The organism is Streptomyces sp. NPDC031379, assembly GCF_055569615.1.
Genome location: NZ_JBVIIT010000008.1, coordinates 154,960 through 181,913 on the forward strand (window position 1 = coordinate 154,960; position 26,954 = coordinate 181,913).

Sequence of the window (26,954 nt, forward strand, 5' to 3'; positions counted from 1 at the left end):
CCGCCGACTCACGAGGCCCGGGACTTCGGTTCCCGGGCCTCGTCGTATGCCCGGCGTGCCTTCTCCACCTCGCCCATGCGTTCATCGGTCCACCGGGCCAGGGAGCGCACCTGCTCCGCCGCCTCGCGGCCGAGGGCGGTGAGCGAGTAGTCGACGCGGGGCGGGATGACCGGCTTGGCGTCCCGGTGGACCAGGCCGTCGCGCTCGAGGGTCTGGAGGGTCTGGGTGAGCATCTTCTCGCTGACGCCCCGGCCGCCGAACCGGCTGATCGCCCGGCGCAGCTCACTGAACCGGTACGGCCGCTCGAGCAGCTCGATCAGGACGAGGACGCCCCACCGGCTGGTGACGTGCTCCAGGACGAGGCGGTGCGGACACATCGCCTCGGCGTCCACCATCTGGTTACTTACCGACATGCCAGTACCTTACCTCAAAGTGGGTACTTTCGCTTGGTTAGTGCAGCTCTTACGGTGAGTGGCATACGACATCGAACGCCGTCACGGCACCCCAAGGAGTTACCGACCATGAGCATCGTCGTCACCGGAGCCACCGGACACCTCGGCCGCCTCGTCGTGGACCAGCTGCTGGAGAAGGTTCCGGCGGAGCAGATCACCGCGGTCGTGCGCGACGAGCAGAAGGCCGCCGGCCTCGCGGCCCGCGGAGTACGCATCGCCGTCGCCGACTACAACACGCCCGAGACCTTCGACGGCCTGTTCGCGGCCGGCGACCGGGTCCTGCTGATCTCGGGCAACGAGTTCGACAAGGGCCGGGTGCGCCAGCACCAGGTCGTCATCGACGCGGCGAAGGCGGCGGGCGTGGCGCTGCTCGCGTACACCAGCGCGCCGGGCAGCCTGACGGCCTCGCTGGCGGACGACCACCGGGCCACCGAGGAGGTGCTGCTGGCCTCCGGTCTGCCCTACAGCCTGCTGCGCAACGGCTGGTACCACGAGAACTACACCGAGAACCTGGCCCCGGTGCTGGAGCACGGCGCGGTCGTCCAGGCCGCCGGTGACGGACGGGTCTCCTCCGCCTCCCGCGCCGACTACGCGGCCGCCGCGGCCGCGGTGCTCACCGGTGAGGGGCACGAGAACACGACGTACGAACTGGGCGGCGACGAGGCGTGGGGCTTCGCCGAGTACGCGGCCGAGCTGAGCCGGCAGACCGGCAAGGAGATCGTCTACAGCCCGGTCTCCGTCGAGGCCTTCACCGGCATCCTGGCCGGCGCCGGGCTGCCCGGCCCGCTGGCCGGGCTCCTGGCCGGCGTGGACGCCTCGGTCGAGAAGGGTGAGCTGGTCGTGTCCTCCGGCGACCTGTCCCGCCTGGCCGGCCGCCCGACCACGCCCCTCTCCGAGGCGATCTCGGCCGCGCTCAAGGGCTGACCCCGCCACCGCGCTCAAGGGCGCCCCCCGCCACCCCGCGCACGGGCCGGCCTCGCCACCGCACCACGGGGCCGACGCCGCGGCCGCGCTCACGGGCCGACTCCGCCCTGGGGCGCCCCGACCGCCACCCCTCCCGCCTGTCATGACCGTATGGCGATACGGGCATGACAGGCGGGGGTGGTCGGCGCTACCTTCGTTCTCGCGCGCCTGACACGAGAGGGAGGAGGGGCCCGTGGCCGGGACGTCCAAGGGGGAGCATCGAATAGGCCTGCTGAACGGCTTCGCCGCCTACGGCATGTGGGGACTGGTCCCCCTGTTCTGGCCGCTGCTCAAGCCCGCCGGTGCGACGGAGATCCTCGCCCACCGCATGGTGTGGTCCCTGGTCTTCGTCGCCGCCGCCCTGCTCTTCGTACGGCGCTGGGCCTGGGCCGGTCAGCTGCTGCGCCAGCCGCGCCGGCTCGGACTCGTCGCCGTGGCGGCGGCCGTCATCACCGTGAACTGGGGCGTCTACATCTGGTCCGTGAACTCCGGCCACGTCGTCGAGGCCTCCCTCGGGTACTTCATCAACCCGCTGGTCACCATCGCGATGGGCGTGCTGCTCCTGAAGGAGCGGCTGCGGCCCGTGCAGTGGGCGGCGGTCGCGACCGGCCTCACCGCCGTCGTCGTCCTGACCGTCGGCTTCGGGCGCCCGCCGTGGATCTCGCTCTGTCTCGCCTTCTCCTTCGCCACCTACGGCCTGGTGAAGAAGAAGGTCGGCCTCGGCGGTGTCGAGTCGCTGGCCGCCGAGACCGCGATCCAGTTCCTGCCCGCGCTCGGCTATCTGCTGTGGCTCGTCGCGCACGGCGACTGCAGCTTCGTCAACGGCGGCACCGGGCACGCCGCCCTGCTCGCCTCCACCGGCATCGTCACCGCGATGCCGCTGGTCTGCTTCGGCGCGGCGGCGATCCGCGTGCCGCTGTCCACGCTCGGCCTGCTGCAGTACCTGGCCCCCGTCTTCCAGTTCCTGCTCGGCGTCCTCTACTTCGGCGAGTCCATGCCGGTCGAGCGCTGGGCCGGATTCGCGCTGGTCTGGCTGGCGCTGATCCTTCTCACGGGCGACGCGCTGCGCTCCGCGCGGCGGGCGTCCCGCGCGCTCGCCGGGAAGAGCGGCGGGCCCGGCACCGCCATGCCGACCGACCGGGCGAACGGCGCGGTGAGGACCGTACGGAAAGCGGAGAACGTGGCCTCCGGTCCCGAGCCGGAGCCCGAGGCCGCGCGGCCGTAGACGACGGCCACCGCCCGGGCCGAAGGAGCACGGGCGGGGCACCCTGGGGGACTTGGGGCACGGTGGCACGGAACCGGCTCGTCCGGCGGCCGGCCACGGCTATAAGTGGTCACCATGACCCGGACACCCGCATCCACGCCTGCCCCGCTGCACTGGAAGCTCGTCATCGACGCGAGCGACCCGCACACCCAGGCCGACTTCTGGGCCGCCGCCCTGCACTACACGGCCGAGGACAACAGCGCGCTGATCGAACGGCTGTTGTCCCTCGGCGCGCTGTCCGGTGCGGCCACGGTCGAGTACCACGGCCGCCCCGCCTTCCGTGACCTGATCGCCGTACGGCACCCCGACGACCCCTGCGATCCAGAGACCGGCACCGGACTCGGACGGCGGCTGTTGTTCCAGCGCGTGCCGGAGGCCAAGACCGTCAAGAACCGGCTCCATCTCGACCTGCACACCGGTGAGGGGCTACGCGCGGACGAGGTGGCCCGGCTGGAGGCGCTGGGCGCGCGGGTGCTGCACGAGGTGAAGGAGCCCTCCGGCGCGTGGATGGTGATGGCGGATCCGGAGGGCAACGAGTTCTGCGTGCACTAGACGGCGGTCCGCCTGCCGCTCGTGCCGGTCCTTCCGGTCACGCCCGTGCGGCGCGGGCAGCCCGCTCGGTCAGGCGGACCATGCGGGCGCGGGCGGACTCCAGGGGGCGCGGGTCGTCGGCCGCGGGACCCGGCTCCGCGGTGAGACCGGTCCACAGGTCGATCAGGTCGCGGCCCATCCGCAGTCCCTCCTCGGGGTCGCGCACAGCGCGCCAGGCGGTCGCCGCGCTCTGCACGTTGCCGTAGGCCGCCTCCGCGTCCCGCGCGTCGCGGCGCAGCCGGGCGACGTCCAGGGACAGCTGGAAGGCGCGGGCCGCATCGCCCGCCAAGTAGGCGATGTAGGCGGTCAGTTCGCGTACGTGCAGCACCTCGGCGTGCCGGGGGCCCAGCACGGCGATGGCCTCGGTGAGCGTACGGTCGGCGAGTTCCGCCGCCGCCTCGATACGGCCCGCCCGCACGGCCTCGTTGATCCGCGTCATCGGCTCGGTGAGCAGTTCGGCCCCCTCCGCGGTCTCGGTCACGGGCCCGTCCCCCAGCACCTCTTCGGCGACGGCGTCGAACCCTCGGGGCGGGGTGTGGGTCGCGACGGAGGAAGGCTCCGCTTCGGCGGACACGAAGGCGGAGGCGGGGGCAGGGGCGGGGGCGGAGGCAGGAACGGAGCCGGAGGCAGGGGCGGTCGCCGCTTGTGCTGCCGGCGCGTCCATGGCGGGCGGCGGACCGAACCGTCCCGTCGGCGCCTGCACCGTCCCGGCCGGCAGGGGCTGCGGTTCCGGAGCCACCTCCACCGGCCCCGGCTCCTCCCCGGAAACCACCCGGACCGGCTCTCCCGTCATCCGGCTGGAGCCGTCGGCCGAGACCTCCAGGGGGACCACGCAGCCCGCGCGATCGTCGTGGATGGTGGCGCGTATGGGGGCGCCCAGGCTGATGGCCAGGCGCTGGAGGTGGTTCAGCACGGCCTGCTGGATCTGCTCGCCCGGTGCCGCCACGACGGACGTCCCGCCCACCGACGCGCCTCCCGCGCCGAACACCCGGACGGCCACCGCCGCCGGACGCGCCGCGGGCTGCTGCGCCCGCTTCTTCTCGAAGCTGAGTCGAGACATCGGTTTTCCCTCACTCCCCCGGCGTCGCGACGAGCCGGTCGTACGCGCCCTGCCAAACAGTGTGTCGGTTCCCCTCGGCTTCCGCGTAACCGCGACGTCACAGCATCGCACCAGCCGCGCCCTGGAGAAAACTGCTTGCGTGTGCATAAAATGCATACGCCTTTATTTATCTGACGACACCGCTCCACCGGGGGACCCATGAACCGCCGCTTCCTCTTCGTCCTGGGCAGCGCCCGCACCGAGGGCAACACCGAGTCCCTGGCCCGCGCGGCCGCCGAACAGCTCCCCGATGACGTCGAACAGCACTGGATCCGCCTCGCCGAGCACCCACTGCCGGACTTCGTGGACCTCAGGCACGACAGCGACCACGTACGGCCGCCCTCGGACACCTCCACCGGCCTGCTGCTGGACGCCACGCTCGCCGCCACGGACATCGTGATCGCCTCGCCCCTGTACTGGTACTCGGTGTCCGGCCTCACCAAGAACTACCTGGATCACTGGTCCGCCTGGCTGCGTACCCCGGGCCTCGACTTCAAGGCCACGATGGCCGGCCGCACGCTCTGGGGCATCGCCGCACTGGCGGACCACGAGCAGTCGGTCGCGGACCCCTACGCGGGCACCCTCAACAACTCGGCCGCCTACATGGGGATGCGCTTCGGCGGCGTTCTGCTGGGCAACGGCAGCAGGCGCGGCGACGTGCTGAGGGACACCGAGGCGCTCACGCGCGCGAAGACGTTCTTCGCGGGGGACGCGCCCCTCGCGCGCTTCCCGTACGAGACCCCGTGAGGGGGAAGGGACGTGCGCGGCGCAGGCTCAGGCGCTGATGTCCTTCGCCGTGAACCGCGCCCAGGCCGCCGAGCCGAACACGCCCGCGTACAGGGCCTGCAGGCCGAGGTTCTTCACCAGGTCGTCCCAGTAGACGGGGTCGCGCATCAGGTCGGCGAAGGACAGCCAGTAATGCGAGAAGAAGTACGGCTGGAGCGCGTGCAGCTGGGGTATCTGGTCGAGGATCTGGACGGTGATGAGCAGGCCGACGGTGGTCGCCATCGCCGCGATGCCGCTGTTGGTGAGGGTCGACACGAACAGGCCGAGGGCCGCCACGCCGACCAGTGAGGCGGCGACGACCAGGGCGATCAGCAGGGCGCGGCCCAGTCCCTCGGTGAAGCTGATCCGGGTACCGGAGATCGTCGTCAGATCGCCGAGCGGGAAGAGCAGGGCGCCGACGATCAGCGCCGAGCCGGCGACGACCAGGGTGGCCAGGACGCAGAACGCCATCACCGTCGTGTACTTGGTCAGCAGCAGGCGGGTGCGTCCGGCCGGGGCGACCAGCAGATAGCGCAGGGTGCCCGCGCCCGCCTCGCCCGCGATCGCGTCGCCCGCGACGACGCCGACGGCCATCGGCAGGAAGAACGGCAGGGTCGCGGCCAGCGCCGTGAAGACCAGGAACAGACCGTTGTTGGTGATCTGCGCGATGAACGCCGGCCCCTCGCCGCCGCCCCCGCCCACCGTCGAGCCGCCCCGCGTCTCGATCTTCACCGCGACCCCGACCAGCACCGGCACCGCGGCCAGCACCCCGAGCAGGGCGAGCGTGCGCCAGCGGCAGAGCGTGGTGACGACCTCGCTGCGCAGCAGCCCGAAGGTCCACAGGGGATTCGGCCGGCGCACCGCCGGCGCCGGTACCGCCTCAGCCCGCGACATCGAAGCCCTCCCCTGTCAGTGCCACGAACGCGTCCTCCAGCGAGGCCCGTTCGAGCGCGAATCCCCGCACCCGCACACCCGCGGTGACCAGGGCCGCGTTCACCTCGGCCAGGTCCCGCGTCGGCGGTTCCCCGGTGACCCGGTCGCCGTCTGCGGTGACATCCCCGACACCCTGCTCCTTGAGCACCCGGGTCGCCTCGGCCGCGTCCGGGGTGGTCACCACCAGCCGGCCGCGTGCTCCGGCCGCCAGATCGGCCACCGCGCCCTGGGTGACGAGCCGGCCCCGCGCCATGACCGCCGCATGGGTGCACACCTGCTCGATCTCGTCGAGGAGATGGGAGGAGAGGAAGACGGTCGTGCCGTCGGCGGCCAACTCCCTGACCAGGGTGCGGATCTCGCGCATGCCCTGCGGGTCGAGGCCGTTGGTCGGCTCGTCCAGGACGAGCAGCCTGCGCGGCTGGAGCAGCGCGGCGGCAAGTCCCAGGCGCTGTTTCATGCCGAGCGAGTACGCCCTCGCCTTCTTGCCCGCGGCCGCCGCGAGTCCCACCCGCTCCAGTGCTGCGGCGACGCGGGCACGCCGGGTGCGGGGGTCGGCGGTCGGGTCGGCGGCGTCGTAGCGCAGCAGATTGTCCCGGCCGGAGAGGAAGCCGTACAGCGCGGGCCCCTCGATCAGCGCGCCGACCTGCGGCAGGACGGCGCGGGCCGATCGAGGCATGGGGCGGCCCAGCACACGGGCCGTGCCCGCGGTCGGCTCGATCAGCCCCATCAGCATGCGGATGGTGGTGGTCTTGCCGGAGCCGTTCGGGCCGAGGAAGCCGAAGACGCTGCCCGCCGGGACGGTCAGGTCGAGACCGTCGACGGCGAGCTGTCCGCCGCGGTAGCGCTTGGTGAGGCCGCGCGTGGCGATGACACTCGCCCGCGCGTCCTCGAGGTCACGCTCCGGTGCGTCCCCCGGATCGCGCTCCGGCGTGTCCCCGGGGTCGCGCTCCCGCGCGTCCTGCGGGTTCTCCCCCGGCGCGCGCTCCGGGTTCACCTCCGGCGCGTCCTCCGGATCGCGCTCCTTGCGCTGCGCGGCGGACGGTGCGTCCATCGGCTCCCCCTCGACTCGTCGTGCCCGGACGGGTTACTTCCCCGCGTCCGCCGCCTTCACCAGGGCGTCCTTGGTCACCGCGCCGGCGTAGACCTTGCCGTCGTCGGTGATCAGGGCGTTGACCAGGCGGGTGGAGAAGACCGTGCCCTTGCCGAACTCGCCGGAGACCTTGTCCCCGAGCGAGCCCAGGAAGCCGCCGAGGTCACCGCCCTGGGAGCCGGTCGGCAGGCCGCCCTCGGCGCCGGTGTCGAAGGAGACGACGGTCGTCCAGCCCTTGCCGAGGACCGTGGCCCCGTCCAGGTCCCGGCCGAAGCCCTCGCCCGCCTTCGGGGCGTGCTGCCGCGCAGGGGCGTCCTTCTCCTCGGTGACCTTCGCGCCCTTGGGCGGGGTGAAGTCGAAGGTGGAGGCGGCCGGCTCGGCGAAGGAGACCTGGGTGAAGCCGGCGTCGACGACGGCGGCGCCGCCGCTCTTCGGGGTCAGCGTGAACTTCAGCGGCAGCCCCGTCTTCGCGTCCACGGCGATGCTGATCGCGCCGACGGTGGTGCCGGACTGCTTCGGCCTGATCATCAGCTTGTAGGCGTCACGACCGGCGACCTGCGCGGTGCCGTCGACGGTGACGGAGGTGGTGTCGTCCACCGACTTCAGGGCCTCGTCGGCGAAGTCCTTGGGCGTGGCCGGCGGCTCCGCCTTGCGGTCCTTGCCGGAGCCGGCCGCGGTGGAGTGGTAGACCTCGTTGCTCTTGCTGTCGTAGCCCCAGACGTCCTTGCCGTCGTGGACGAGGCTGTACTCGGCGCCCTGCTCCAGCAGCGACAGCTTCTGCCGGTCCGGGCCGTCGGCCGCCACGCGCAGCGTGTGCGTACCGCTGACCAGCTCGGTGAGCTTGGACTGCGGGTCGGCGGAGGAGCCCTCGCCGGAGCCCTGCGCCGCCCCGGAGACGATGCCGCCTCCCAGGCCGCCGAGGTCGGGCAGACCCAGATCGGTGCTGATCTTCACGGTGCCGGACAGCTGCTGCACGTCCGACTTGGCGATCTTCTCGATGAGCTGCTGCGCGGTGACCTTGGGCAGGTCGGGGTCACCGGAGTCGGCGAGCGCCGGGACCAGCCCGATCGTGGCCGCCGCCACCCCCACCACCGCGACCGGGACGGCGTACCGGGCGGCCTTGCGGCGGCCGGAGCGCGCGTCCTCGTCCCGCGCGGCGCCCACTGCGTCGTCGGATTCGTACGGTGCCATGTGTGCCTTACCTCCGTCGTCGGCGGCGGCTGTCCTCACGCTGGTCCACCTGAGCCGCCATTCTCACCCGAATCGGTGAGGAGTGGTGATTTCCGTGGTTACCATCTGACCAAATCGGCCGTGAGGAAGCGTCAGACCTCGGAGGCAACTCCGTGTACGCCTGCGGTATGACACGCAGGGCCGGCAGCTCCCCCGACCCGTAGGGGTAGCGCCGCGGCCGTACGCCAGCCGGACGACCGGGGGTACGGGGACGGTGCGCGCAAACGCCGCACGGACGGGCCGACCGAGGGAGGCCGGAGAGGTCGGTCCGCGGAGCTAGCCGGCGCGGTGCACCACCGCGTCGCACAGCTCGAGCAGGGTCGCCTTCGCGTCGCACTCCCGCAGCGGCGCCAGCGCTCCCCGCGCCTCCTCCGCGTACCGGACGGTGTCCCGGCGGGCCTGCTCCAGCGCGGGGTGCGCGCGCAGCGCGGTCAACGCCTCGGCGTGCCGGGCGTCGTCGCTGAGGTCGGAGTCCAGCAGCTCGCACAGCGCGAGGTCCTCGGGCAGCCCCAGCCGGGCGGCACGCTCGCGCAGCCGGAGCACGGGCAGCGTCGGGATGCCCTCGCGCAGGTCGGTGCCCGGGGTCTTGCCGGACTCGTGGGAGTCGGAGGCGATGTCCAGGACGTCGTCCGCGAGCTGGAAGGCGACCCCGAGCCGTTCGCCGTACTGGGTGAGCACGTCGACGACCGTCTCGTCGGCGCCGGACATCATGGCGCCGAACCGGCACGAGACCGCCACCAGGGAGCCCGTCTTGCCGCCCAGCACGTCCAGGTAGTGCTCGACCGGGTCACGGCCGTCCGAGGGGCCGGCGGTCTCCAGGATCTGTCCCGTGACCAGCCGTTCGAACGCGAGGGCCTGCACCCGGACCGCCTCGGGGCCGAGGTCGGCGAGGATCTGGGAGGCACGGGCGAAGAGGAAGTCGCCGGTGAGGACCGCGACGGAGTTGCCCCAGCGTGTGTTGGCGCTGTCCACGCCGCGCCGCACGGCCGCCTCGTCCATGACGTCGTCGTGGTACAGCGTGGCGAGGTGGGTCAGCTCCACGACCACGGCCGACGGCACGACGCCGGGCGCGTAGGGGTCGCCGAACTGGGCCGCGAGCATCACGAGCAGCGGCCGGAACCGCTTCCCGCCGGCCCGCACGAGGTGCTGCGCGGCCTCCGTGATGAACGGGACCTCGCTCTTGGTGGCCTCGAGCAAGCCTTCCTCGACAGCCGCCAATCCGACCTGGACATCGGCTTCCAGAGCCTGGTCCCGCACGCTCAGCCCGAACGGCCCGACGACGGTCACGAGGGGTCTCCTGTCTGCTGGTGTCTGCTGGCGATTACACGGTTTGTCGATAGGTCGCTGCCATCACTCGAGTCAGCGTATCCGGTCCTCTTTCGATCACCGATAGCGCCCACCGGTCCAGCCTGGGCGGTATCGGATCATGACCGGTATGGTTGTGATCAGCTGTTAAGAACGGACATTTATCGACTTAACAGGAATCTGCACACTTTGTCGCGAACCGAGGGGTGAGCGGAGTAACGCCCGCACCCTCACCGGAGCGCCGGCCACCGCCACCCCGGGCCACCGCGACAGACGGACAGCCACGCCCGAATCGCCCCGAATCCGCCCGGACGGCCCACCTCCCTCCACACATGGCGCCCTCCGCACGCCACGGCCACCACGAGCACGCGCCGCGGTCACCACGAGAACGACGGGCGCCGCACTGCGGGTTCCACCTCCGGCCGACCTGAAGCCCGAATCACCTGAATCCCTCATGTCTGATTTGCTGCACTTTGCTATTTCGTGAATTGGGTCACTCGCCCCCCTGGCCGGACCAACCCGCCAGGACACCCTTCTCCCCTTGCGCCGTCGGCCAGTTGAGGATTGGCATCCGCAAAGGATCAAGTACCTCATACGGCACAGATCAAGGTCAAATAGTGCGTTGTACGAATCCGGTACTTGTTCCCGACATGTGCTCTCGCATACGTTCCGGGCCGTCGGGCGGACGCCGAATCCTGCCGCCGCCCGCGTAACCCATCGACGAACTCATTCGTACGGCAGGAGCGGGGGACCCAGGTAAGCCGCCGGACCGGACGACCCATGTCGCACCGGAACGGCTCGGGGTGAAGCCGTGCCTCTCCCAGGGCACGGCCGGGCACCTCCCCGCCCGAACCCGACAGCTCACCTCGCAGGCGCCGGAGAGGAACTTCCCCATGTCTGCTGCCGCTCAGCCCCGCCGCACCCGGAACAACCGCCTCGTCCGCGCCCTCACCGCCGCCGGTACCGGCGCCGCCGTCCTCGCGCTCCCGCTCATCGGCGCGACCAGCGCCTCCGCGGCCGACAGCGCGACCACCCCGGCCACCACCCCCGCCGGGTACCCGAACAACCTCGACGGCTGGATCCGCGAGTCGCTCGCGATCATGGCCGAGAAGAAGATCCCGGGCACCTACAACGGCATCCACCGCAACATCATCCGGGAGTCGTCGGGCAACCCGATGGCCATCAACCTGTGGGACTCCAACGCGGCCAAGGGCATCCCGTCCAAGGGCCTTCTCCAGGTCATCGACCCGACGTTCAACGCCTACCACGTGGCCGGAACGTCGTTCAACGTCTACGACCCGGTCGCCAACATCACCGCCGCCTGCAACTACGCGGCCGCGCGGTACGGGTCGATCGACAACGTGTTCGGCGCGTACTGACCCACCCCGGTCCGACACCCGACACAGGGCGGACCGGCATACGACGGACCGGCGCGCACCGACACCTGACGGACCGGCGCGCACCGGCCTCCGGCCGACGGCGTGGCACTGACGAGTGGTACCGAAGTGCCGCTCAGTCGGTCGGGAAAAGTCTTTCGAGGACGACGGCGATGCCGTCGTCCTCGTTCGACAAGGTGACCTCGTCGGCCACCGCCTTGAGTTCGGGGTGCGCGTTGGCCATGGCGACCCCGCGTCCGGCCCAGTCGAACATCGGGATGTCGTTGGGCATGTCCCCGAAGGCCAGAGCCTGTTCGGGGCCGACCCCGAGCCGCTCGGCGGCCAGCGCCAGCCCGGTCGCCTTGGTCACCCCGCACGGCTGGAGTTCCACGGTCCCCGGCCCCGACATGGTGACGGTCGCCAGCGAGCCCACCGCCGCGCGCGCCACCGCCGCCAACTCGTCGTCGGACAAGGTCGCGTGGCGCAGCAGCACCTTGCTGATGGGCTCGCACCACAGGTCGTCGCGCCGGCCGACCCGTACCGCCGGCAGAGTCGGGTGCGGCATCAGATACCCGGGCTCGATGAGCGTGAGCCCGTCCGTGCCGTCCTGGTCGACGGCCGCGTAGACCTGCCCCACCTCCGCCTCGATCTTGCCGAGCGCGTTCTCCGCCAGCTCCCGGTCCAGCCGGACCGACCACAGCAGGCGGCCGGCGGCGGCGTCGTAGACCTGAGCACCCTGTCCGCACACCGCGAGCCCCGTGCAGCCCAGGTCCGCCAGCAGGGGCCGCACCCGCGGGGCCGGCCGGCCCGTCACCACCAGATGCCGGGCGCCCGCCCGCGCCACCCGCGCGAGCGCGGCGCGCGACCGGTCGGAGACGGTGTCGTCGCCACGCAGCAGCGTCCCGTCCAGGTCAGTGGCGATCAGTGCATACGCGGGGGTGGGTGCCATGATCAGAGAATACGGACACCGCGCCCCGCCGACTCATCGCTGTTTCCGCACACTTGCGCGCTGTTCGACCACAAGTGCCGCCAGCGGGCGGCACTTGACGACGACGGTCCTCTCTCCCCCCGAGGACGTCAGCCGTGGGCCGCGGCCAGGTGCTTCGTCAGACGCGGGGAGGCGAACTCCGTACCGCAGACGAAGCGCATCACCGGGCCGTACGAGGACGCCGCCGGGAGCCCGGTGAAGTACAGGCCGGGTACGGAGGACACATAGCCGGGCCCGAGCTTCGGGGCACCGCGGCTCACCGCGAGCCGCGTGCGCAGTTCGTGGCCGAGGAAGTCCATCGCCGCGATGTCGACGCGGTAGCCGGTCGCGGCGATGACGTGGTCGGCGGTGAGCCGCTCGGTCCGGCCGCCGAGGGACCGGACGGTGAGGACGGGGCTGCCGTCCGGGGCCTCGGCGCCCACGAGCCGCTCGACCTCCTGGACCCCCACACCGCTCTCGAAGCGATCGCGCAGCCACCAGGCGCCGAGCGGACCGAGGACCCGGCGGACCAGGTAGTGACGGGTGGCCTCGGGCAGGAAGCGATAGGGGTGCGGGTAGTAGCTGAGCGCCCACAGCGACCAGGCACGGCCGAACGGGGACTCGGGACGCAACTTCGGCTGGTTCCAGGGCGGGGCCCCGAAGGCGACCCGGCCGCGCCCGCGGGCGACCACCCGTACCCGGGCACCCGCCTCGGCCGCGAGCGCCGCCGTCTCCAGCGCGGACTGGCCGGCGCCGACCACGATCAGCTCCTTGCCGGCGAAGCGGCCGAGGTCGTGGTGCTGGGCGCTGTGCGAGACGGGGCCCGTCGGAGCGGGACCGTCGGCCGCCGCCGCGGCCAGCTCCGCCGGGAGATGGGCCAGCCCGGACAGGCCGGTGGCGACGACGACCGCGCGCGCGGTGAACAGCTCCCCCGAGTCCAGTTTGAGTTCGAACCCGCCGCTCTTGTCGCGGTCGACGGAGACGACACGCACCCGCTCCAGGCCGGGGACCAGCTTCTGCTGGAACCACTCGCCGTAGGCGATGAAGGTCTCCACCGGGATGATGTCCTCGTCGGTCACCAGGCGGCGGATCCCGGCCGCGTCGCAGTAGTCGGCGAGGGTGTGGCCGGCCTGCGGGCAGTCGAAGTTCGAGGCGACGGGCGTCGACTTCAGGAGCATGCCCTCGGGCATGTGGTCGCGCCAGCTGACCATGGGGTCACCGAAGACGCGGACGGGGATGCCGCGCGCCCGCAGATGGGCGGCGGTGGACAGGCCGAACGGCCCGGCCCCGATGACTGCAACCGGTCGAATCACGAAGTCCCTCCCCAGAGACACGGTGCGCCACCTACGTGGCCTTGCCTACTTCGTGGATGTGCCGTTGCCGCGGCGGTTGGTCCGCCACAGCTGATAGAGGTGCTTCGCGCCCGGGCGCACGAAGCGGGCGAGCATCGTGAGGAACGGCAGCGGGTCGTCACCCGCGAGCCAGGCCAGCTCCGTCCCGCTCGCCTTCACCGGCGCGTGCGGCGTCGTGTAGCCGCTGCGGCGGTAGGCGAGGAGGGCGGGGAGGTCGATGTTCTCCACGATGTAGCGGTGGCCGGCGCGCTGTTCCCCCTCGGGAACGGGGCGGCCGGTCAGGTCCAGGTGCATCGCGCGGACGACGTCCACACCCGACTCGTTCTCGAAGAGCCGGAACTGGGCGCCCATGCGCGGGTTGAAGTCGAGGAGTTTGTACTGTCCGTCGCGCCGGTCGAAGCGCAGGTCGAGGTCGATGATGCCGCTGAAGCCGATCTGCTTGATGAAACGAGTGGCGAGGTCGGCGAGTTCCGGATTGTCGACGACGTACGCGTTCGCCGTCATGCCCGCGTGCGGCGGCCAGGAGCGGACCTTGACCCCGGTGAACACCGCCAGCGGGCTGGAGTCCCGGTCGAAGCAGGCGTGCACGATCCAGTCCTCGGCCTCCTCGCGCGGCAGGTACTCCTGAAGGATGACGCCGGGTTCGTCGCCCCAGTCCCGGGCGAGCGTGAGCAGGCCCTCGCGGGTGGCGATCCTCGTCGTGCCGTTGACGGCCGGCCGTCTGCGCCGGACGAACGCCTCGCGGTTCTTCGCCACCACCGGGAAGCGGGCCACTCCGGCGAAGGCGACGATGTCGTCGTACGACTCCGGGAACGCGGCCGGGGGACTCGCGATGCCGTGCTCCGCGCACAGTTCGTGCAGCCCCTGCTTGCTGGCGAGCCGGCGGGGCAGCGCGGGGTCCACGCGCGGGAAGAGGAAGGAACCGGCCAGATCGTCCTGGTGCTCGGCGATCAGTACGGCGGCCTCCTCGTCCGTCGGGATCAGGACGGTCGGTCGGCCGATCCGGCGGCCGACGCGCAGCAGGCCCTCGACCAGATGGGCCGGGTCCTCCGCACCGGTCGTCGGCCACACGAACGCCTTCTTCAGGTACCGCGAGGAGGCCGCCGGTGTGTACGCGTCCTCGGTGACCGCGTACATGGGCACGCCCAGGCGGCCCAGGCTGCGGATCGCGCCGACGCCGCCGTGGTGCAGCGGGTAGTCGCCGAACTTGACGATCAGCCCCGGCACGTCACAGTCGGCCTCGAACGGCACACTGGCGGCATTTCCGGCCACGGGTCCCCCCACGTGTCCCCCCAATGGAACGGACCCACCCCGTCCGTGTCCCCAAAGGACGCTAAGCCGGAATTGCCGCCTCCGACAAGGGCTATTGGGACATTGCGAACTCTTTAGACATTGATCGGGCAACCATTCGATCGCCCGTCGCCAACCTGGCGACCACGCGCCGGAGGGACACCGGGGGACACTGCCCAAGACACGCATCCCGGCCGTAACGTGTGCCGCGACCACATGGAACGCATCGCCATGCATGGCCCGGATGAGAGCGAGGCAGCACCCCATGCCCCCCTTCGACGTCCCCGAGGGCGACCCCTTCGGCCCGCACAACCTTCCCTATGGCGTGTTCTCGCCCTCGGGCAGCACGGAGCGGAGGGTCGGCGTCCGGCTCGGAGACCACGTCCTCGACGCGGGCGCCGCGGCCGCCGCCCTCGGCTCGCCGTACGCCTCCCTGCTCGCGCGACCCACCCTCAACCCCCTGCTGGCCGCCGGCCGCACGGCCTGGTCGGAGGTGCGGCGCGCGCTGACGCAGTGGGTGACCGAGCCCGCACACCGGCCGACCGTCGAACCGCTGTTCCACCCCCTGTCGTCGGTGACCCTCCATCTGCCCTTCGAGGTCGCGGACTACGTCGACTTCTACGCCTCGGAGAACCACGCCCGGAACGTCGGCCAGATCTTCCGACCGGACGCCGAGGACTCCCTCACCCCCAACTGGAAGCACCTGCCGATCGGTTATCACGGCCGCTCCGGCACGGTCGTCGTCTCGGGCACGGACGTCGTACGGCCGTCCGGGCAGCGCAAGGGCCCCGGTGACCCCGCCCCCGTCTTCGGACCGTCGATCCGCCTGGACATCGAGGCGGAGGTCGGCTTCGTCGTAGGTACGCCCTCCACCCTGGGCAGCCCGGTCGCGCTCGGCGGCTTCCGGGAGCACGTCTTCGGTCTGTGCCTGCTCAACGACTGGTCCGCACGGGACATCCAGGCCTGGGAGTACGTCCCCCTCGGCCCCTTCCTCGGCAAGTCCTTCGCCACCTCGGTGTCGGCGTGGATCACCCCGCTGGAGGCACTGGAGCACGCGCGCGTGGCGCCACCGGAGCGCACGCACCCGCTGCTGCCCTACCTGGACGACTCGGCGCCCGGCATCGAGCCCGGCGGCTACGACCTGCGCATCTCCGTCGCGATCAACGGCCATGTGGTGTCGGAGCCGCCCTTCTCGACCATGTACTGGACCGCCGCCCAGCAGCTCGCCCACATGACGGTGAACGGCGCCTCGCTGCGCACCGGTGACCTCTACGGCTCGGGCACGGTGAGCGGACCGGAGGAGCGCCAGCGGGGCTCCCTGCTGGAGCTGACCTGGAACGGCCGCGAGCCCCTGGAACTCCCCGACGGCAAGCGCGCCTTCCTCGAGGACGGCGACGTGGTGACGCTGTCGGCATGGGCACCCGGCGCGGACGGGCACCGGGTGGGGCTGGGAGAGGTCAGCGGGCGGGTCGTGACGAGGTGAGTGGCGGCCTGTAGGAGCCGGTTGCCGCCGACGATCACCTCCGACGATCGCCGCTGACGGGTGGCGGTGCGGCGAGCCGTTCGGGAGAAAGCGAAGCGGTTCGGGAGAAGAAGGACTTCCGGACTCGGAGCGGAGGCGAGCCGGACTCGAAGAAGGCGGCCGGTTCGCCTCCGGCACCTGACATCGGACCCTCCCTCACCGTCATACTGGCGGGACACGCACCACGCGACGCGCCCCCAGCGCGTCGCCCCCGCACCACCCGACACCCGCGCACGTCTCCGACCAGGAACCGGAGCCCCGGCATGACCGTCTGCCTGCTCCTGCTGAGCGTCGTCGCTCTGACGGCCGCCGTACCGGCGCCGCGTGCGCTGACCCGGGCCGCCTGGCCCGAGCGGGATCCCGTGGTCGCGCTGTGGGTGTGGCAGTGTCTCGTCGCCACCGTCCTGCTGTGCTGCCTGACCGCACTGGTCCTGGGCGCGGCGGCCGTCTTCCACACCGTGCGCGACCACGTGTTCGCCCCGGCGCCGCCCGCGGTCACCGCCGCGTACGACCTGTCCGCCGCACCGGTGTGGGCCACCACGCTCACCGTCCTGCTGGCCTGCGGAGCCGCATGGACGACGACGATGCTGGGCCGGGAACTGGTCGAGGCCCGCCGCAGCCGCGGCCAGGCCCGGGCGCAACTGCGCGAACGCGCCCCCGACCTGCCGGCCGGACTGCCGGCGGCACGCGGGCCCATGCTGGTGCTGGAGGACGAGTACCCGGACGCCTGGTGGATGCCGGGACATCCGCCGCAGCTGGTCGTCACCACCGGGGCGCTGCAGCGCCTCACGGACCACCAGCTGGACGCCGTCCTCACGCACGAACGGGGTCACGCCCGCGCCCGCCACGACTGGCTGCTGCACCTGTCCACCGCGCTCGCCACGGGCTTCCCGCGTATTCCGCTCTTCGCCCACTTCTGCGACCAGACGCACCGCCTGGTCGAGCTGGCCGCCGACGACACGGCCTCGCGGCGCTGCGGGCACCTCACCACGGCGCTCGCGCTGATCGAGCTGAACCAGCACCGGGGTGTCCTCTCCTGCGCCTCCAGCCGCCGCCTCCTCGGCGAACGCGTGGACCGCCTGCTGGAGCCGCCCCCGCGGCTGCTGCGCCGGCACCGGGCCCTCACGACGACCGTGGCCGCGCTGGTTCCGCTGCTCCCGCTGCTGATCACCTTCGCTCCGGGGCTGACGGCGCTGACCTGACCGTGGGAGGCGCCGGCCCGGGCCGCGACCGCTCCCGCCCGCCGTCCCACCCTTCGACCCCGCGCCCGTCCGGCACAGGGTTACCGACCACGTTCGGGCCGGGTGGCAGATCTGACCCGCGCCCCGCACAAAACCGCAGGTCAGCGGCTGATCCGACGTATCCTCACCTGGCGCAACAATCCAGCAACACCCCTTTCCCTACCTCATCGGTATGGTTCCAGCCATGCCACCCACCGACCGCCCCCGAGACCACGCCGGTCAGGGCGCCGCGACCACCGTCGCCGCCCACCGCGCGCGTCGCCGGCTGCGTGCGGACCGGGCCCGGCAACTCGCCGACCTGCTGCGCCACCAACTCCTCGCCGGCGCCTTCCAGGACGGCACCCTCCCGCACGAGTCCACCCTCGCCATCGACTACCGCGCCTCCCGGAACACCGTCCGTCAGGCCCTGGACCTGCTCCGGGCGGAGGGCCTGGTGGAGCGGCTGCCCGGAGTCGGCACCGTCGTCGTCGCCCAGAAATACCCCCATGGGCTCGACCGCCTGATGGGCCTCGCGGAAACCCTCCGCGAACACGGCCGCGTCACCAACGAGGTCCGCACCATGGGCCCCGCCCCCGCACCCGCCCCGGTCGCCGAACGCCTCCACGTCCCGGCCGGCGCCGACGTCCTCTACATCGAACGCCTGCGCCGCCTGAACGGCCTCCCGCTCTCCCTCGACCTCACCTACATCCCGCTCGACATCGGCACCCCCCTGCTCGGCGCCGACCTGGAGAACACCGACGTCTTCCGCCTCCTGGAAGCCACCACCGGACAGCCGCTCGGCCACGCCGAGATCACCCTGGAGGCGGTGAACGCGGACGCCCACTCCGCCGCCGTGCTCCAGGCCCCGCGCGGTGCCGCCGTGCTCATGCTGGAACGCCTCACGCACCTCGCCGACGGCCGCCCCGTCGACCTGGAGTTCATCCGCTTCCGCGGCGACCGCATCACCATGAGCGGCCTGCTCCACCGGTCGTAACCGCCCCGCACCCATCCGTCCCCGGCCGCACGCACCCCTGCCTGCGCTCGCCCCTGCCTGCACGTTTCCTGGAGACAGCCATGCCCTTGGCACCCCAGCGGGCCGACGTGCCCGTGACCATCGACGAGTCGAAGTGCATCGACGGCTGCACCCTCTGCGTGGACATGTGCCCGCTGGACTCCCTGGCCATCGACACCAGCAGCGGCAAGGCGTACATGCACGTCGACGAGTGCTGGTACTGCGGCCCGTGCGCGGCCCGCTGCCCCACCGGAGCCGTCACGGTCAACATGCCCTACCTGCTCCGCTGACCTTCCGAACCGCTCCGGCGAGAGGCCGAACCACCATGAAACGCACGGCAGTCTCCCTGTCCGCCGCCGCGCTCCTCCTTCCTCTGTCCGCCTGCGGCGGCAGCGCCGAGGCGGGCAGCGGCTCCACGGTCACCGTGACCGTCGGCTACCAGTCCAAGACCATCAACACCGTCACGGCGGGCACGCTCCTGCGCTCCCTCGGTTACTTCGAGAAGCAGCTCAACTCCCTGCACGACGGCCACACCTACAAGGTCGACTGGCAGGACTACGCCACCGGCGCCCCGATCACCGCCCAGATGACCGCCGGGAAGATCGACATCGGCTCGATGGGCGACTTCCCGCTGCTGCTCAACGCGGCACGCGGCAAACAGCTCGGCCGCCCCACCCACCTGGTGTCCGTCACCGGCTACAACCTGCGCGGCGGCCTCAACACCGTCGTCACCGCACCGGACTCCAAGCTCACTTCTCTGCGAGACCTCGAGGGCAAGAAGGTCTCCACGAGCATCGGCTCCGCAGCCGACGGCACTCTCGTACGAGCCCTGCAGCGTGCCGGCATCGACCCGAACAAGGGAATCTCCAAGCTCAACCAGCAGCCCGCGGTCGGCGCTTCGGCGCTCTCCGCCGGCAGCGTGGACGCACTGTCCCAGTTCGTCGCCTGGCCCGGCCTGCTCGCCTACCAGGGCAAGGCGAAGGCCCTGTACGACGGCGCCCAGCTGAACCTGCCCACCTTCCACGGCGTCACCGCCCGCGAGGACTTCGCCACGCAGCACCCGGCCGTACTGGAAGCCTTCCTCAAGGCCCAGACCCAGGCGACGGACTACCTCAACGGCCACCCCGTCACCGCAGCCGAGAAGGTCGCCGAGGCCACCGGCCTGCCAGCCGAGGTCGTCTACCTGTACAACGGCGCCCACGGCATCGCCACCTTCGACCCGGCCGTCAAGCCGCGGCTCGTCGCCGCGCTGAAGCAGGACGTGTCCGTACTGAAGGCCGCCAAGCTGACCGGCGACATCGACGTGGACTCCTTCGTCGACGACCAGTACGTGAAGAAAGCCCTCAGCAGCTCGTACACCAAGCGGCTCGCCACCTCACCCGCGCCGGCCGCGAGCGAGGCGTGGGTCAAGGGCAGCGAGAAGACGACCGCCTTCAAGACCCCGAAGGAACTCCTGGCGTACCTGGCCGAGCACCAGAACGGCGTCCGCGCCGCCTACGTGCCCGACACCACCACCGGCACCCTCTGGTTCGCCGACAAGGCGGTCTGGGTGGCCGACGGCGACCGGCTACTGCCCTTCGTCGCCCCGGCGACCGCGCAGGCCTACGTCTCCGCCCACGGCGGCGCCCGCACGGTCTCGTACGACGAGGCTCTGGAGCGGGCCTCATGACCCGGCTGCCCCTCGCCCGGTATGCGCTGCGGACGGCGTCCCTGGCCACCGCCCTCGGCCTGTGGCAGCTGCTGACCAGCCTGGACGTCGACCTGTGGCTCCGCTTCTCGCAGTTCCCGACGGTCACCGACGTCGCCCACGCCTTCACCGACCGGCTCTCCGGCGCCGACTACTGGACCGACCTCACCGACAGCCTCACCCGGATCCTCACCGGCTTCGCGCTGGCGGCCGTCCTGGGCGTGGCGACCGGCGTTCTCGTGGCCCGCTCGCGCCTCGCCGAGGACCTGCTCGGCCCGGTCCTGGAAGTGATCCGCCCGATCCCGGCGATCGCCCTCGTCCCGGTCGCGATCCTCCTCTTCCCCTCCAACGAGCAGGGCATCGTCTTCATCACCTGCACCGCCGCCTTCTTCCCCGTGCTGGTCTCCACCCGGCACGCGGTCCGCGCGCTGACCCCGGTGTGGGAGGAGGCGGTGCGCACCATGGGCGGCGGCCGGTTCCGGATCCTCGGTTCGGTCGTGCTGCCGGGAGCGCTGCCCGGCATCTTCGGCGGTCTGTCCGTCGGCATCGGCGTGTCCTGGATCTGCGTGATCTCCGCCGAGATGATCTCCGGCCAGTACGGAGTCGGCTACCGCACCTGGCAGGACTACACGGTCGTGAACTACCCCGGCGTGTTCGTCGGCATGGTCACGATCGGCGTCCTCGGCTGGCTCACCTCCACGGCCGTGGAACTCCTCGGCCGGCGCCTGACCCGCTGGCTGCCCCGCACCTCGTACGTCCCCCGCGGCCGCGCCCGCGCGTCCCGTCCGCTCGCCGTCCACGCTCAGGCCGACGGCGAGCCCGAGCACAAGGCCCAGTCCCAGCAGCACGGCGAGAACGACACCGAGGAGGCCCGCGATGAGCACCTCGTCTGAGACCGTCAACGCCCCCGCCACGCCGGCGCCGGAAGCCGTGCGCGGCACCCGGCTCGCGTTCCGCGGCGCCGTCCTGGGGCGCCCGGACGCCCCGGTCCTCGCCGGCGTCGACCTGGAGGTCGCCCCCGGCGAGATCCTCACGGTCGTCGGCCCCTCCGGCTGCGGCAAGTCCACGCTGCTGCGCACGCTCGCCGGACTGCTGGCCCCGCTGGGCGGCACGACGGAAGTGGACGGCAGCCCGCTGACCGGGCCGTCGGCCGACCGCGCGCTGGTCTTCCAGGAGGACGCGCTGCTGCCCTGGCGGACGCTGCGCGGAAACGTCGAACTGCCGCTCGCCATCAGGGGCGTACCGCGCGCCGTGCGCCGTTCCCGAGCCGAGTCCTGGCTCGAGCGTGTCGGGCTCAGTGCGCAGGCCGGGCAGTTGCCGCACCGGGTGTCCGGTGGGCAGCGCCAGCGCGCCCAGTTGGCCCGCGCCCTGGCCGACAGCCCGCGCGCCGTCCTCATGGACGAGCCCTTCGGCGCGCTCGACGCCCAGACCCGCTCCGGCATGCAGGACCTGCTCGTGGAGGTGTTGCGCGGCACGGGTGCGACCGTCGTCTTCGTCACGCACGACGTGGACGAGGCCCTCTTCCTCGGCGACCGCGTGGCCCTGCTCGGCTCCGGGCGGGTGGCCGCCGTGCGGGACGTGCCGCGCCCCCGTGATCGTGCGGCCTTCGACGCCCCGGCTCGCGTCGCCCTGCGCCGCGACATCCTCACCTCGCTCGGCTCCTGAAAGGCACCCCGGTGACCACCCCCGCGCCCGCTTCCCTCGAGATCCCCGCCGTCACCGACGCCGAGGAGCTGACCTGCGACGTCCTCGTCATCGGTGGCGGTACCGCCGGCACCATGGCCGCCCTGACCGCCGCCGAGCGGGGCGCGAACGTCCTGCTGCTGGAGAAGGCCCACGTCCGCCACTCGGGTGCCCTCGCCATGGGCATGGACGGCGTCAACAACGCGGTCGTCCCCGGCCGTGCCGAACCCGACGACTACGTCGCCGAGATCACCCGCGCCAACGACGGCATCGTCGACCAGTCCACCGTCCGCCAGACCGCCACCCGTGGCTTCGCGATGGTCCAGCGGCTGGAGTCGTACGGGGTCAAGTTCGAGAAGGACGAGCACGGCGAGTACGCGGTCCGCCAGGTCCACCGCTCCGGCTCGTACGTACTGCCGATGCCAGAGGGCAAGGACGTCAAAAAGGTCCTGTACCGGCAGTTGCGGCGGCGCGAGATGCGGGAGCGGATCAGGATCGAGAACCGGCTGATGCCGGTCCGGGTCCTCACCGCCGGGGGCCGGGCCGTGGGCGCCGTCGGCTTCCACACCCGTACCGGCGCCTTCGTCACCGTCCGCGCGGGTGCCGTGATCCTCGCGACCGGCGCCTGCGGCCGGCTCGGGCTGCCCGCCTCCGGCTACCTCTACGGCACATACGAGAACCCGACCAACGCCGGTGACGGTTACGCCATGGCCTACCACGCGGGCGCCGAGCTGACCGGCATCGAGTGCTTCCAGATCAATCCGTTGATCAAGGACTACAACGGCCCGGCCTGCGCCTATGTCGCCAATCCGTTCGGCGGCTACCAGGTCAACCGGCACGGCGAACGCTTCGTCGACTCCGACTACTGGTCCGGGCAGATGATGGCCGAGTTCGCCGCCGAGGTCGCCGGCGACCGGGGGCCGGTCTACCTGAAGCTCAGCCACCTCCCCGAGGAGTCGATCTCCGCGCTGGAGTCGATCCTGCACTCCACCGAGCGGCCGACCCGCGGCACCTTCCACGCCGGACGCGGACACGACTACCGCACCCACGACGTCGAGATGCACATCTCCGAGATCGGCCTGTGCGGCGGACACTCCGCCTCCGGGGTCCGCGTCGACGACCACGCCCGCACGACCGTCCCCCGGCTCTACGCCGCCGGCGACCTCGCCTGCGTCCCGCACAACTACATGATCGGCGCCTTCGTCTTCGGTGACCTCGCGGGCGCGGACGCCGCCCAGTACACGGCCTACGACGGCGAGCTTCCCGCGGACCAGGTGCGCGAGGCGCACGAGCTGATCTACCGCCCGCTGCGCCACCCGGACGGCCCGCCGCAGACCCAGGTCGAGTACAAACTGCGTCGCTTCGTGAACGACTACGTGGCCCCGCCCAAGTCGGGTGCCCGGCTCTCCCTCGCCCTGGAGTCCTTCGAGCGGATGCGCGCCGACATCGCGGCGATGGGCGCCCGTACCCCGCACGAACTGATGCGCTGCGCCGAGGTCTCCTTCATCCGCGACTGCGCGGAGATGGCCGCTCGTGCGTCCTTGGCCCGCACCGAGTCCCGCTGGGGCCTCTACCACGACCGTCTCGACCATCCCGGGCGCGACGACGTCTCCTGGTTCCATCATCTCGATCTGCACAAGTCCCCCTCTGGTGCGATGGAGTTCACGGCCCGTCCCGTGGCCCCGTATCTGGTGCCGGTGGAGGAGTTCACGCCGGCTGGCGGTCCTTCCCGGCGGTTGGGCGAGGTCCGTCCCGAGCACGTGGCCACGGCCGGGCCGCGTGAGGTGGCGCCGGTCGCCGCAGGACCGGCCTCCGCGCCCACCGCCGGGCCCGCAGGCCGGGCCGACCCCCAGGGCTCCGCCTCGCCACGGCTCCTGGAGCTGCTGGAGCTGGCCGAGGCGGAGCCCGAACTCTCCTTGCTCGAGCCATACTTGGGCGACCCGGACCCCGCTGTGCGCCGCACGGCCGTCTCGGTGCTCACCGAGACCGTGCCGCCGGGCACCGGGCGGGCCCTGGCCGGCGCCCTCGCCGACGCCGATGCCGAGGTCCGCGCGGCCGCCGCGGCCTCTCTGCGCGAACTCGTCGAGACCCTGCCGCCCGAGCCCTCCCTGGGCGCCGCCCTCACCGGTGCGCTCGGCCAGGCCGATCCCGTGGTCCGTGCCGCCGCCCTCGATGTGCTGCGCGCCCTACGACTCGGCGAGGCAGGCGTGTTCACGGCGGCGCTGGACGACCCTGACATCGCCGTCCGCACCGAGGCCGTGCGGGCGCTCGTCTCGGTCGACGCGGTCGGGCCGCTGGCGGGCGCCGCGGACGATCCCTCCCGGGAGGTCCGGGTCACCGTGGCCAAGGCGCTGGCCGCCGTCGCCCCGGCGTCGCAGGCCGTGTCCGACCGGGAGCTGCTCACCGGCACCCTGGACCGGCTCTCCGAGGACGCCGATCCGCTGGTGCGCGGTGCCGCGCTCGGTGCGCTGGCCGCTACCGGATGCCCGGCGCCGCTCGCTGTCCGCTCCGTGGCCGCCCTGTCCGACCCGGCCTGGCAGGTGCGGTCCGGCGCCGCCACCGCGCTCTCGGCCGCGCCTGCCGACACTGCTGTCCCCGCCCTCGCCAAGGCCCTCGCCGACTCGAACGCCGATGTCCGCAAGGCGGCGGTCCTGGCTCTGACGCGGCACCGGGCCACCGAGGAGGCCAGGGCAGCCCTCGCCACGGCCACGGCGGACTCGGACGCGGACGTCCGGGCCTACGCGGCCCGCGGGCTTTAGCCCCGGCCGAGCCGCCCGGCCGCGCCCACCCTGCCGGGCGCCGAGCCGGGCCGGGCTATATCCAGTCGTCCGGCTCCGGCTCGTCCACCGGCTCGGGCCAATGGTCCTCCGCGGACTCGGCGCGCGCCGGGTCCGCGGAGCCCGCCGGGTCCGTGGCGCCGGCCGGGTCCGGCCCGTCCAGGGAGGCCAGCACTTCGAGGACCCCTTCCCCGTACGTGGCCAGCTTCTTCTCGCCGACGCCGCTGACGGTGCCCAGCTCGCGCACGGAACCGGGCCGCTGGGAGACGATCTCCCGCAGGGTGGCGTCGTGGAAGATGACGTAGGCGGGGACGCCCTGCTCCCTGGCCTGCTCGGCGCGCCAGGTACGCAGGGCCTCGAAGGCGGGGATCAGTTCCTCGGGCAGCTCGGCCGCGACGGCCTTGGCCTTGCGGTCACCACCGGAGCCACCGGTGGACCGCGACCGGGAGCCGGCCGGCTTCTTCGGCTCCTTGCGCAGCGGCACCTCGTGCTCCCGCCGCAGCACCGAGCCGCTCACCTCGGTGAGCACCAGCGTGCCGTACTCCCCCTCGACCGCGAGCAGCCCCTGGGCGAGGAGCTGGCGGATGACGCCGCGCCATTCGACCTCGGTGAGGTCCTGCCCGATGCCGAAGACGGACAGCTGATCGTGGTCGAACTGGATCACCTTGCCGGTGCGCTTGCCGAGCAGGATGTCGACGATCTGTATCGCCCCGAACTTCTGCCCGCGCTCCCGCTGCAGCCGTACCACCGTCGACAGCACCTTCTGCGCGGCGATCGTGCCGTCCCAGGTCTCCGGCGGGACGAGGCAGGTGTCGCAGTTGCCGCAGCCCGCCGCATCGGGGTCCTGGCCGAAGTAGGCGAGGAGCTGGCCGCGGCGGCACCGGGCCGTCTCGCACAACGCGAGCATGGCGTCGAGGTGGGTGGCCGCCCGGCGGCGGAACGCCTCGTCGCCCTCACCGGACTGGATCAGCTTGCGCTGCTGTATGACGTCGTTCAGGCCGTACGCCATCCAGGCCGTGGACGGCAGGCCGTCACGGCCCGCGCGGCCGGTCTCCTGGTAGTAGCCCTCGATGGACTTGGGCAGGTCCAGGTGGGCGACGAAGCGCACGTCCGGCTTGTCGATGCCCATGCCGAAGGCGATGGTCGCCACGACGACCAGGCCGTCCTCGCGCAGAAACCGGGACTGGTGCGCGGCGCGCATGCCCGCGTCCAGGCCCGCGTGGTACGGCACCGCGTCGATGCCGTGGGCGGTCAGGAACTCCGCGGTCCGCTCCACCGAGTTGCGCGAGAGGCAGTAGACGATGCCTGCTTCACCCGCGTGCTCCTCCCGGAGGAAGGCGAGGAGCTGCTTCCTGGGGTCGGCCTTCGGCACGATCCGGTACTGGATGTTGGGCCGGTCGAAGCTGGCGACGAAGTGGCGGGCCGTCGGGAGGTTCAGCCGCTGGGTGATCTCCTGGTGGGTGGCGTGCGTGGCCGTGGCGGTGAGGGCGATCCGCGGGACGTCCGGCCAGCGCTCGCCGAGGAGGGACAGGGTGAGGTAGTCGGGGCGGAAGTCGTGGCCCCACTGGGACACACAGTGCGCCTCGTCGATCGCGAAGACGGAGATCTTGCCGCGGGAGAGGAGGTCGAGCGTGGTGTCCAGGCGCAGCCGCTCCGGCGCCAGATACAGCAGGTCCAGCTCGCCGGCCAGGAACTCGGCCTCGACGAGGCGCCGCTCGTCGAAGTCCTGCGTGGAGTTGATGAAGCCGGCCCGCACGCCGAGGGCGCGCAGGGCGTCCACCTGGTCCTGCATCAGGGCGATCAGCGGTGACACCACCACGCCGGTGCCGGGCCGGACCAGGGCCGGGATCTGGTAGCACAGCGACTTGCCGCCGCCGGTGGGCATGAGGACGACGGCGTCGCCGCCCGCCACCACGTGCTCGATGATCTCTTCCTGTTCGCCCCGGAAGGCTTCGTATCCGAAGACCCGGTGGAGTGTGGCCAGCGCCTCGCTGTCGGCCGCACCCGGCCCCTCGGTCATCCTTGGCATCTCGCTGATTCCGCCCGTCGCGCCCATCGTCCTGTCCCCCGTCGGTTCCCCCGTGCGTCGTCCGTCGACCACTGCGTCCACGATAGGCGCCCGTGCCGACAACGCCCGACCGTTGTCCACAGGGGGGGTGTGCTTGTCGTATCAACGCCGTCGCATGCCGGTGGGTCACGGCCACGCGGCCTGTCGAACGACGCCGGGCAGCGCCCGCTCAACCCCATTGGGCGCTTCCGGATCGCCGCCTCCCCTCGCCCGGGGACAGGCTGCTGGAGCGGGCCGGGAGGAGGCCCGGCCGCTCGGGGATCACGCTTCGCGCGCCGTTCACGCGTGCACGACCCACCCTCGCCTGC

Annotated in this window: 23 protein-coding genes and 1 riboswitch; of the genes, 13 read left to right on the forward strand and 10 right to left on the reverse strand. The window is 72.1% G+C overall.

What is annotated here, in order from left to right:
• Positions 1-8: 8 nt before the first annotated feature.
• Positions 9-413 (reverse strand): winged helix-turn-helix transcriptional regulator, encoded by a 405-nt coding sequence (locus ACZ5CW_RS14105; RefSeq protein ID WP_468600840.1) that lies wholly within the window; start codon positions 411-413, stop codon positions 9-11.
• A gap of 108 nt (positions 414-521) precedes the next feature.
• On the opposite strand from ACZ5CW_RS14105, the gene ACZ5CW_RS14110 reads away from it, so the two are divergent.
• The 3 genes from ACZ5CW_RS14110 (at position 522) to ACZ5CW_RS14120 (ending at position 3,231) form a co-directional block, all read left to right on the forward strand.
• Positions 522-1,376: an SDR family oxidoreductase gene (locus tag ACZ5CW_RS14110; RefSeq protein ID WP_468600843.1), complete on the forward strand. Its 855-nt coding sequence runs from the start codon at positions 522-524 to the stop codon at positions 1,374-1,376.
• Between the two features lie 232 nt (positions 1,377-1,608).
• A complete protein-coding gene (rarD, locus tag ACZ5CW_RS14115) occupies positions 1,609-2,640 on the forward strand; it encodes an EamA family transporter RarD (RefSeq protein WP_468600844.1) in 1,032 nt (343 codons plus the stop codon).
• A gap of 114 nt (positions 2,641-2,754) precedes the next feature.
• Positions 2,755-3,231 (forward strand): VOC family protein, encoded by a 477-nt coding sequence (locus ACZ5CW_RS14120; protein WP_468600846.1) that lies wholly within the window; start codon positions 2,755-2,757, stop codon positions 3,229-3,231.
• Between the two features lie 37 nt (positions 3,232-3,268).
• Here the strand turns inward: ACZ5CW_RS14120 and ACZ5CW_RS14125 are convergent, their stop codons facing one another.
• Entirely contained in the window at positions 3,269-4,330 is a 1,062-nt protein-coding gene (locus ACZ5CW_RS14125; protein ID WP_468600848.1) for a hypothetical protein, read from the reverse strand.
• A gap of 198 nt (positions 4,331-4,528) precedes the next feature.
• Here ACZ5CW_RS14125 and ACZ5CW_RS14130 point away from each other — a divergent pair, with 198 nt between their 5' ends.
• Positions 4,529-5,116 (forward strand): flavodoxin family protein, encoded by a 588-nt coding sequence (locus ACZ5CW_RS14130; RefSeq protein WP_468600850.1) that lies wholly within the window; start codon positions 4,529-4,531, stop codon positions 5,114-5,116.
• A gap of 27 nt (positions 5,117-5,143) precedes the next feature.
• On the opposite strand, the gene ACZ5CW_RS14135 is transcribed toward ACZ5CW_RS14130, so the two are convergent.
• The 4 genes from ACZ5CW_RS14135 to ACZ5CW_RS14150 form a co-directional block, all read right to left on the reverse strand.
• A complete protein-coding gene (locus tag ACZ5CW_RS14135) occupies positions 5,144-6,028 on the reverse strand; it encodes an ABC transporter permease (protein ID WP_468600852.1) in 885 nt (294 codons plus the stop codon).
• Positions 6,015-7,118: an ABC transporter ATP-binding protein gene (locus ACZ5CW_RS14140; protein ID WP_468600854.1), complete on the reverse strand. Its 1,104-nt coding sequence runs from the start codon at positions 7,116-7,118 to the stop codon at positions 6,015-6,017. The genes ACZ5CW_RS14135 and ACZ5CW_RS14140 overlap by 14 nt, the downstream gene beginning before the upstream one ends.
• A 33-nt stretch (positions 7,119-7,151) precedes the next feature.
• On the reverse strand, positions 7,152-8,348 hold the full coding sequence (locus tag ACZ5CW_RS14145) for a LolA family protein (protein ID WP_468600856.1): 1,197 nt from the start codon (positions 8,346-8,348) through the stop codon (positions 7,152-7,154).
• A gap of 315 nt (positions 8,349-8,663) precedes the next feature.
• Complete coding sequence (locus ACZ5CW_RS14150) at positions 8,664-9,674, reverse strand: polyprenyl synthetase family protein (RefSeq protein WP_468600858.1); 1,011 nt, start codon at positions 9,672-9,674, stop codon at positions 8,664-8,666.
• A 726-nt stretch (positions 9,675-10,400) separates the two neighbouring features.
• Positions 10,401-10,582: riboswitch (cyclic di-AMP (ydaO/yuaA leader) on the forward strand.
• Between the two features lie 3 nt (positions 10,583-10,585).
• On the opposite strand from ACZ5CW_RS14150, the gene ACZ5CW_RS14155 reads away from it, so the two are divergent.
• Positions 10,586-11,071, forward strand: coding sequence for a transglycosylase SLT domain-containing protein (locus ACZ5CW_RS14155; RefSeq protein WP_468600860.1), 486 nt, complete (start codon positions 10,586-10,588; stop codon positions 11,069-11,071).
• A gap of 133 nt (positions 11,072-11,204) precedes the next feature.
• Here the strand turns inward: ACZ5CW_RS14155 and ACZ5CW_RS14160 are convergent, their stop codons facing one another.
• The 3 genes from ACZ5CW_RS14160 to ACZ5CW_RS14170 form a co-directional block, all read right to left on the reverse strand.
• The gene (locus ACZ5CW_RS14160) at positions 11,205-12,017 is read right to left on the reverse strand and encodes an HAD family hydrolase (protein ID WP_468600862.1); all 813 of its coding nucleotides are present in this window, start codon (positions 12,015-12,017) and stop codon (positions 11,205-11,207) included.
• Between the two features lie 128 nt (positions 12,018-12,145).
• On the reverse strand, positions 12,146-13,348 hold the full coding sequence (locus ACZ5CW_RS14165) for an FAD-dependent oxidoreductase (protein WP_468600864.1): 1,203 nt from the start codon (positions 13,346-13,348) through the stop codon (positions 12,146-12,148).
• Between the two features lie 45 nt (positions 13,349-13,393).
• Positions 13,394-14,638, reverse strand: coding sequence for a carboxylate--amine ligase (locus tag ACZ5CW_RS14170; protein ID WP_468601108.1), 1,245 nt, complete (start codon positions 14,636-14,638; stop codon positions 13,394-13,396).
• Positions 14,639-14,942: 304 nt separating this feature from the next.
• Between ACZ5CW_RS14170 and fahA the strand changes: the two genes are divergently transcribed.
• The 8 genes from fahA (at position 14,943) to ACZ5CW_RS14210 (ending at position 24,560) form a co-directional block, all read left to right on the forward strand.
• Positions 14,943-16,160, forward strand: a complete 1,218-nt coding sequence (gene fahA / locus ACZ5CW_RS14175) for a fumarylacetoacetase (RefSeq protein WP_468600866.1) — start codon at positions 14,943-14,945, stop codon at positions 16,158-16,160.
• Between the two features lie 302 nt (positions 16,161-16,462).
• Entirely contained in the window at positions 16,463-17,401 is a 939-nt protein-coding gene (locus tag ACZ5CW_RS14180) for a M56 family metallopeptidase (protein ID WP_468600868.1), read from the forward strand.
• Positions 17,402-17,624: 223 nt separating this feature from the next.
• Positions 17,625-18,413 carry a GntR family transcriptional regulator gene (locus tag ACZ5CW_RS14185; protein WP_468600870.1) on the forward strand — a complete coding sequence of 263 codons (789 nt, stop codon included), beginning with the start codon at positions 17,625-17,627 and terminating at the stop codon, positions 18,411-18,413.
• Positions 18,414-18,493: 80 nt separating this feature from the next.
• On the forward strand, positions 18,494-18,721 hold the full coding sequence (locus tag ACZ5CW_RS14190) for a 4Fe-4S dicluster domain-containing protein (protein ID WP_018568287.1): 228 nt from the start codon (positions 18,494-18,496) through the stop codon (positions 18,719-18,721).
• Between the two features lie 35 nt (positions 18,722-18,756).
• Entirely contained in the window at positions 18,757-20,100 is a 1,344-nt protein-coding gene (locus ACZ5CW_RS14195) for an ABC transporter substrate-binding protein (protein ID WP_468600873.1), read from the forward strand.
• Positions 20,097-21,011 (forward strand): ABC transporter permease, encoded by a 915-nt coding sequence (locus ACZ5CW_RS14200; RefSeq protein WP_468600875.1) that lies wholly within the window; start codon positions 20,097-20,099, stop codon positions 21,009-21,011. The genes ACZ5CW_RS14195 and ACZ5CW_RS14200 overlap by 4 nt, the downstream gene beginning before the upstream one ends.
• A complete protein-coding gene (locus tag ACZ5CW_RS14205; protein ID WP_468600877.1) occupies positions 20,995-21,783 on the forward strand; it encodes an ABC transporter ATP-binding protein in 789 nt (262 codons plus the stop codon). The genes ACZ5CW_RS14200 and ACZ5CW_RS14205 overlap by 17 nt, the downstream gene beginning before the upstream one ends.
• Before the next feature lie 11 nt (positions 21,784-21,794).
• Positions 21,795-24,560 carry a fumarate reductase/succinate dehydrogenase flavoprotein subunit gene (locus tag ACZ5CW_RS14210; RefSeq protein WP_468600879.1) on the forward strand — a complete coding sequence of 922 codons (2,766 nt, stop codon included), beginning with the start codon at positions 21,795-21,797 and terminating at the stop codon, positions 24,558-24,560.
• A 55-nt stretch (positions 24,561-24,615) separates the two neighbouring features.
• On the opposite strand, the gene recQ is transcribed toward ACZ5CW_RS14210, so the two are convergent.
• Positions 24,616-26,634: a DNA helicase RecQ gene (gene recQ, locus ACZ5CW_RS14215; RefSeq protein ID WP_468601110.1), complete on the reverse strand. Its 2,019-nt coding sequence runs from the start codon at positions 26,632-26,634 to the stop codon at positions 24,616-24,618.
• Between the last annotated feature and the right edge of the window lie 320 nt (positions 26,635-26,954).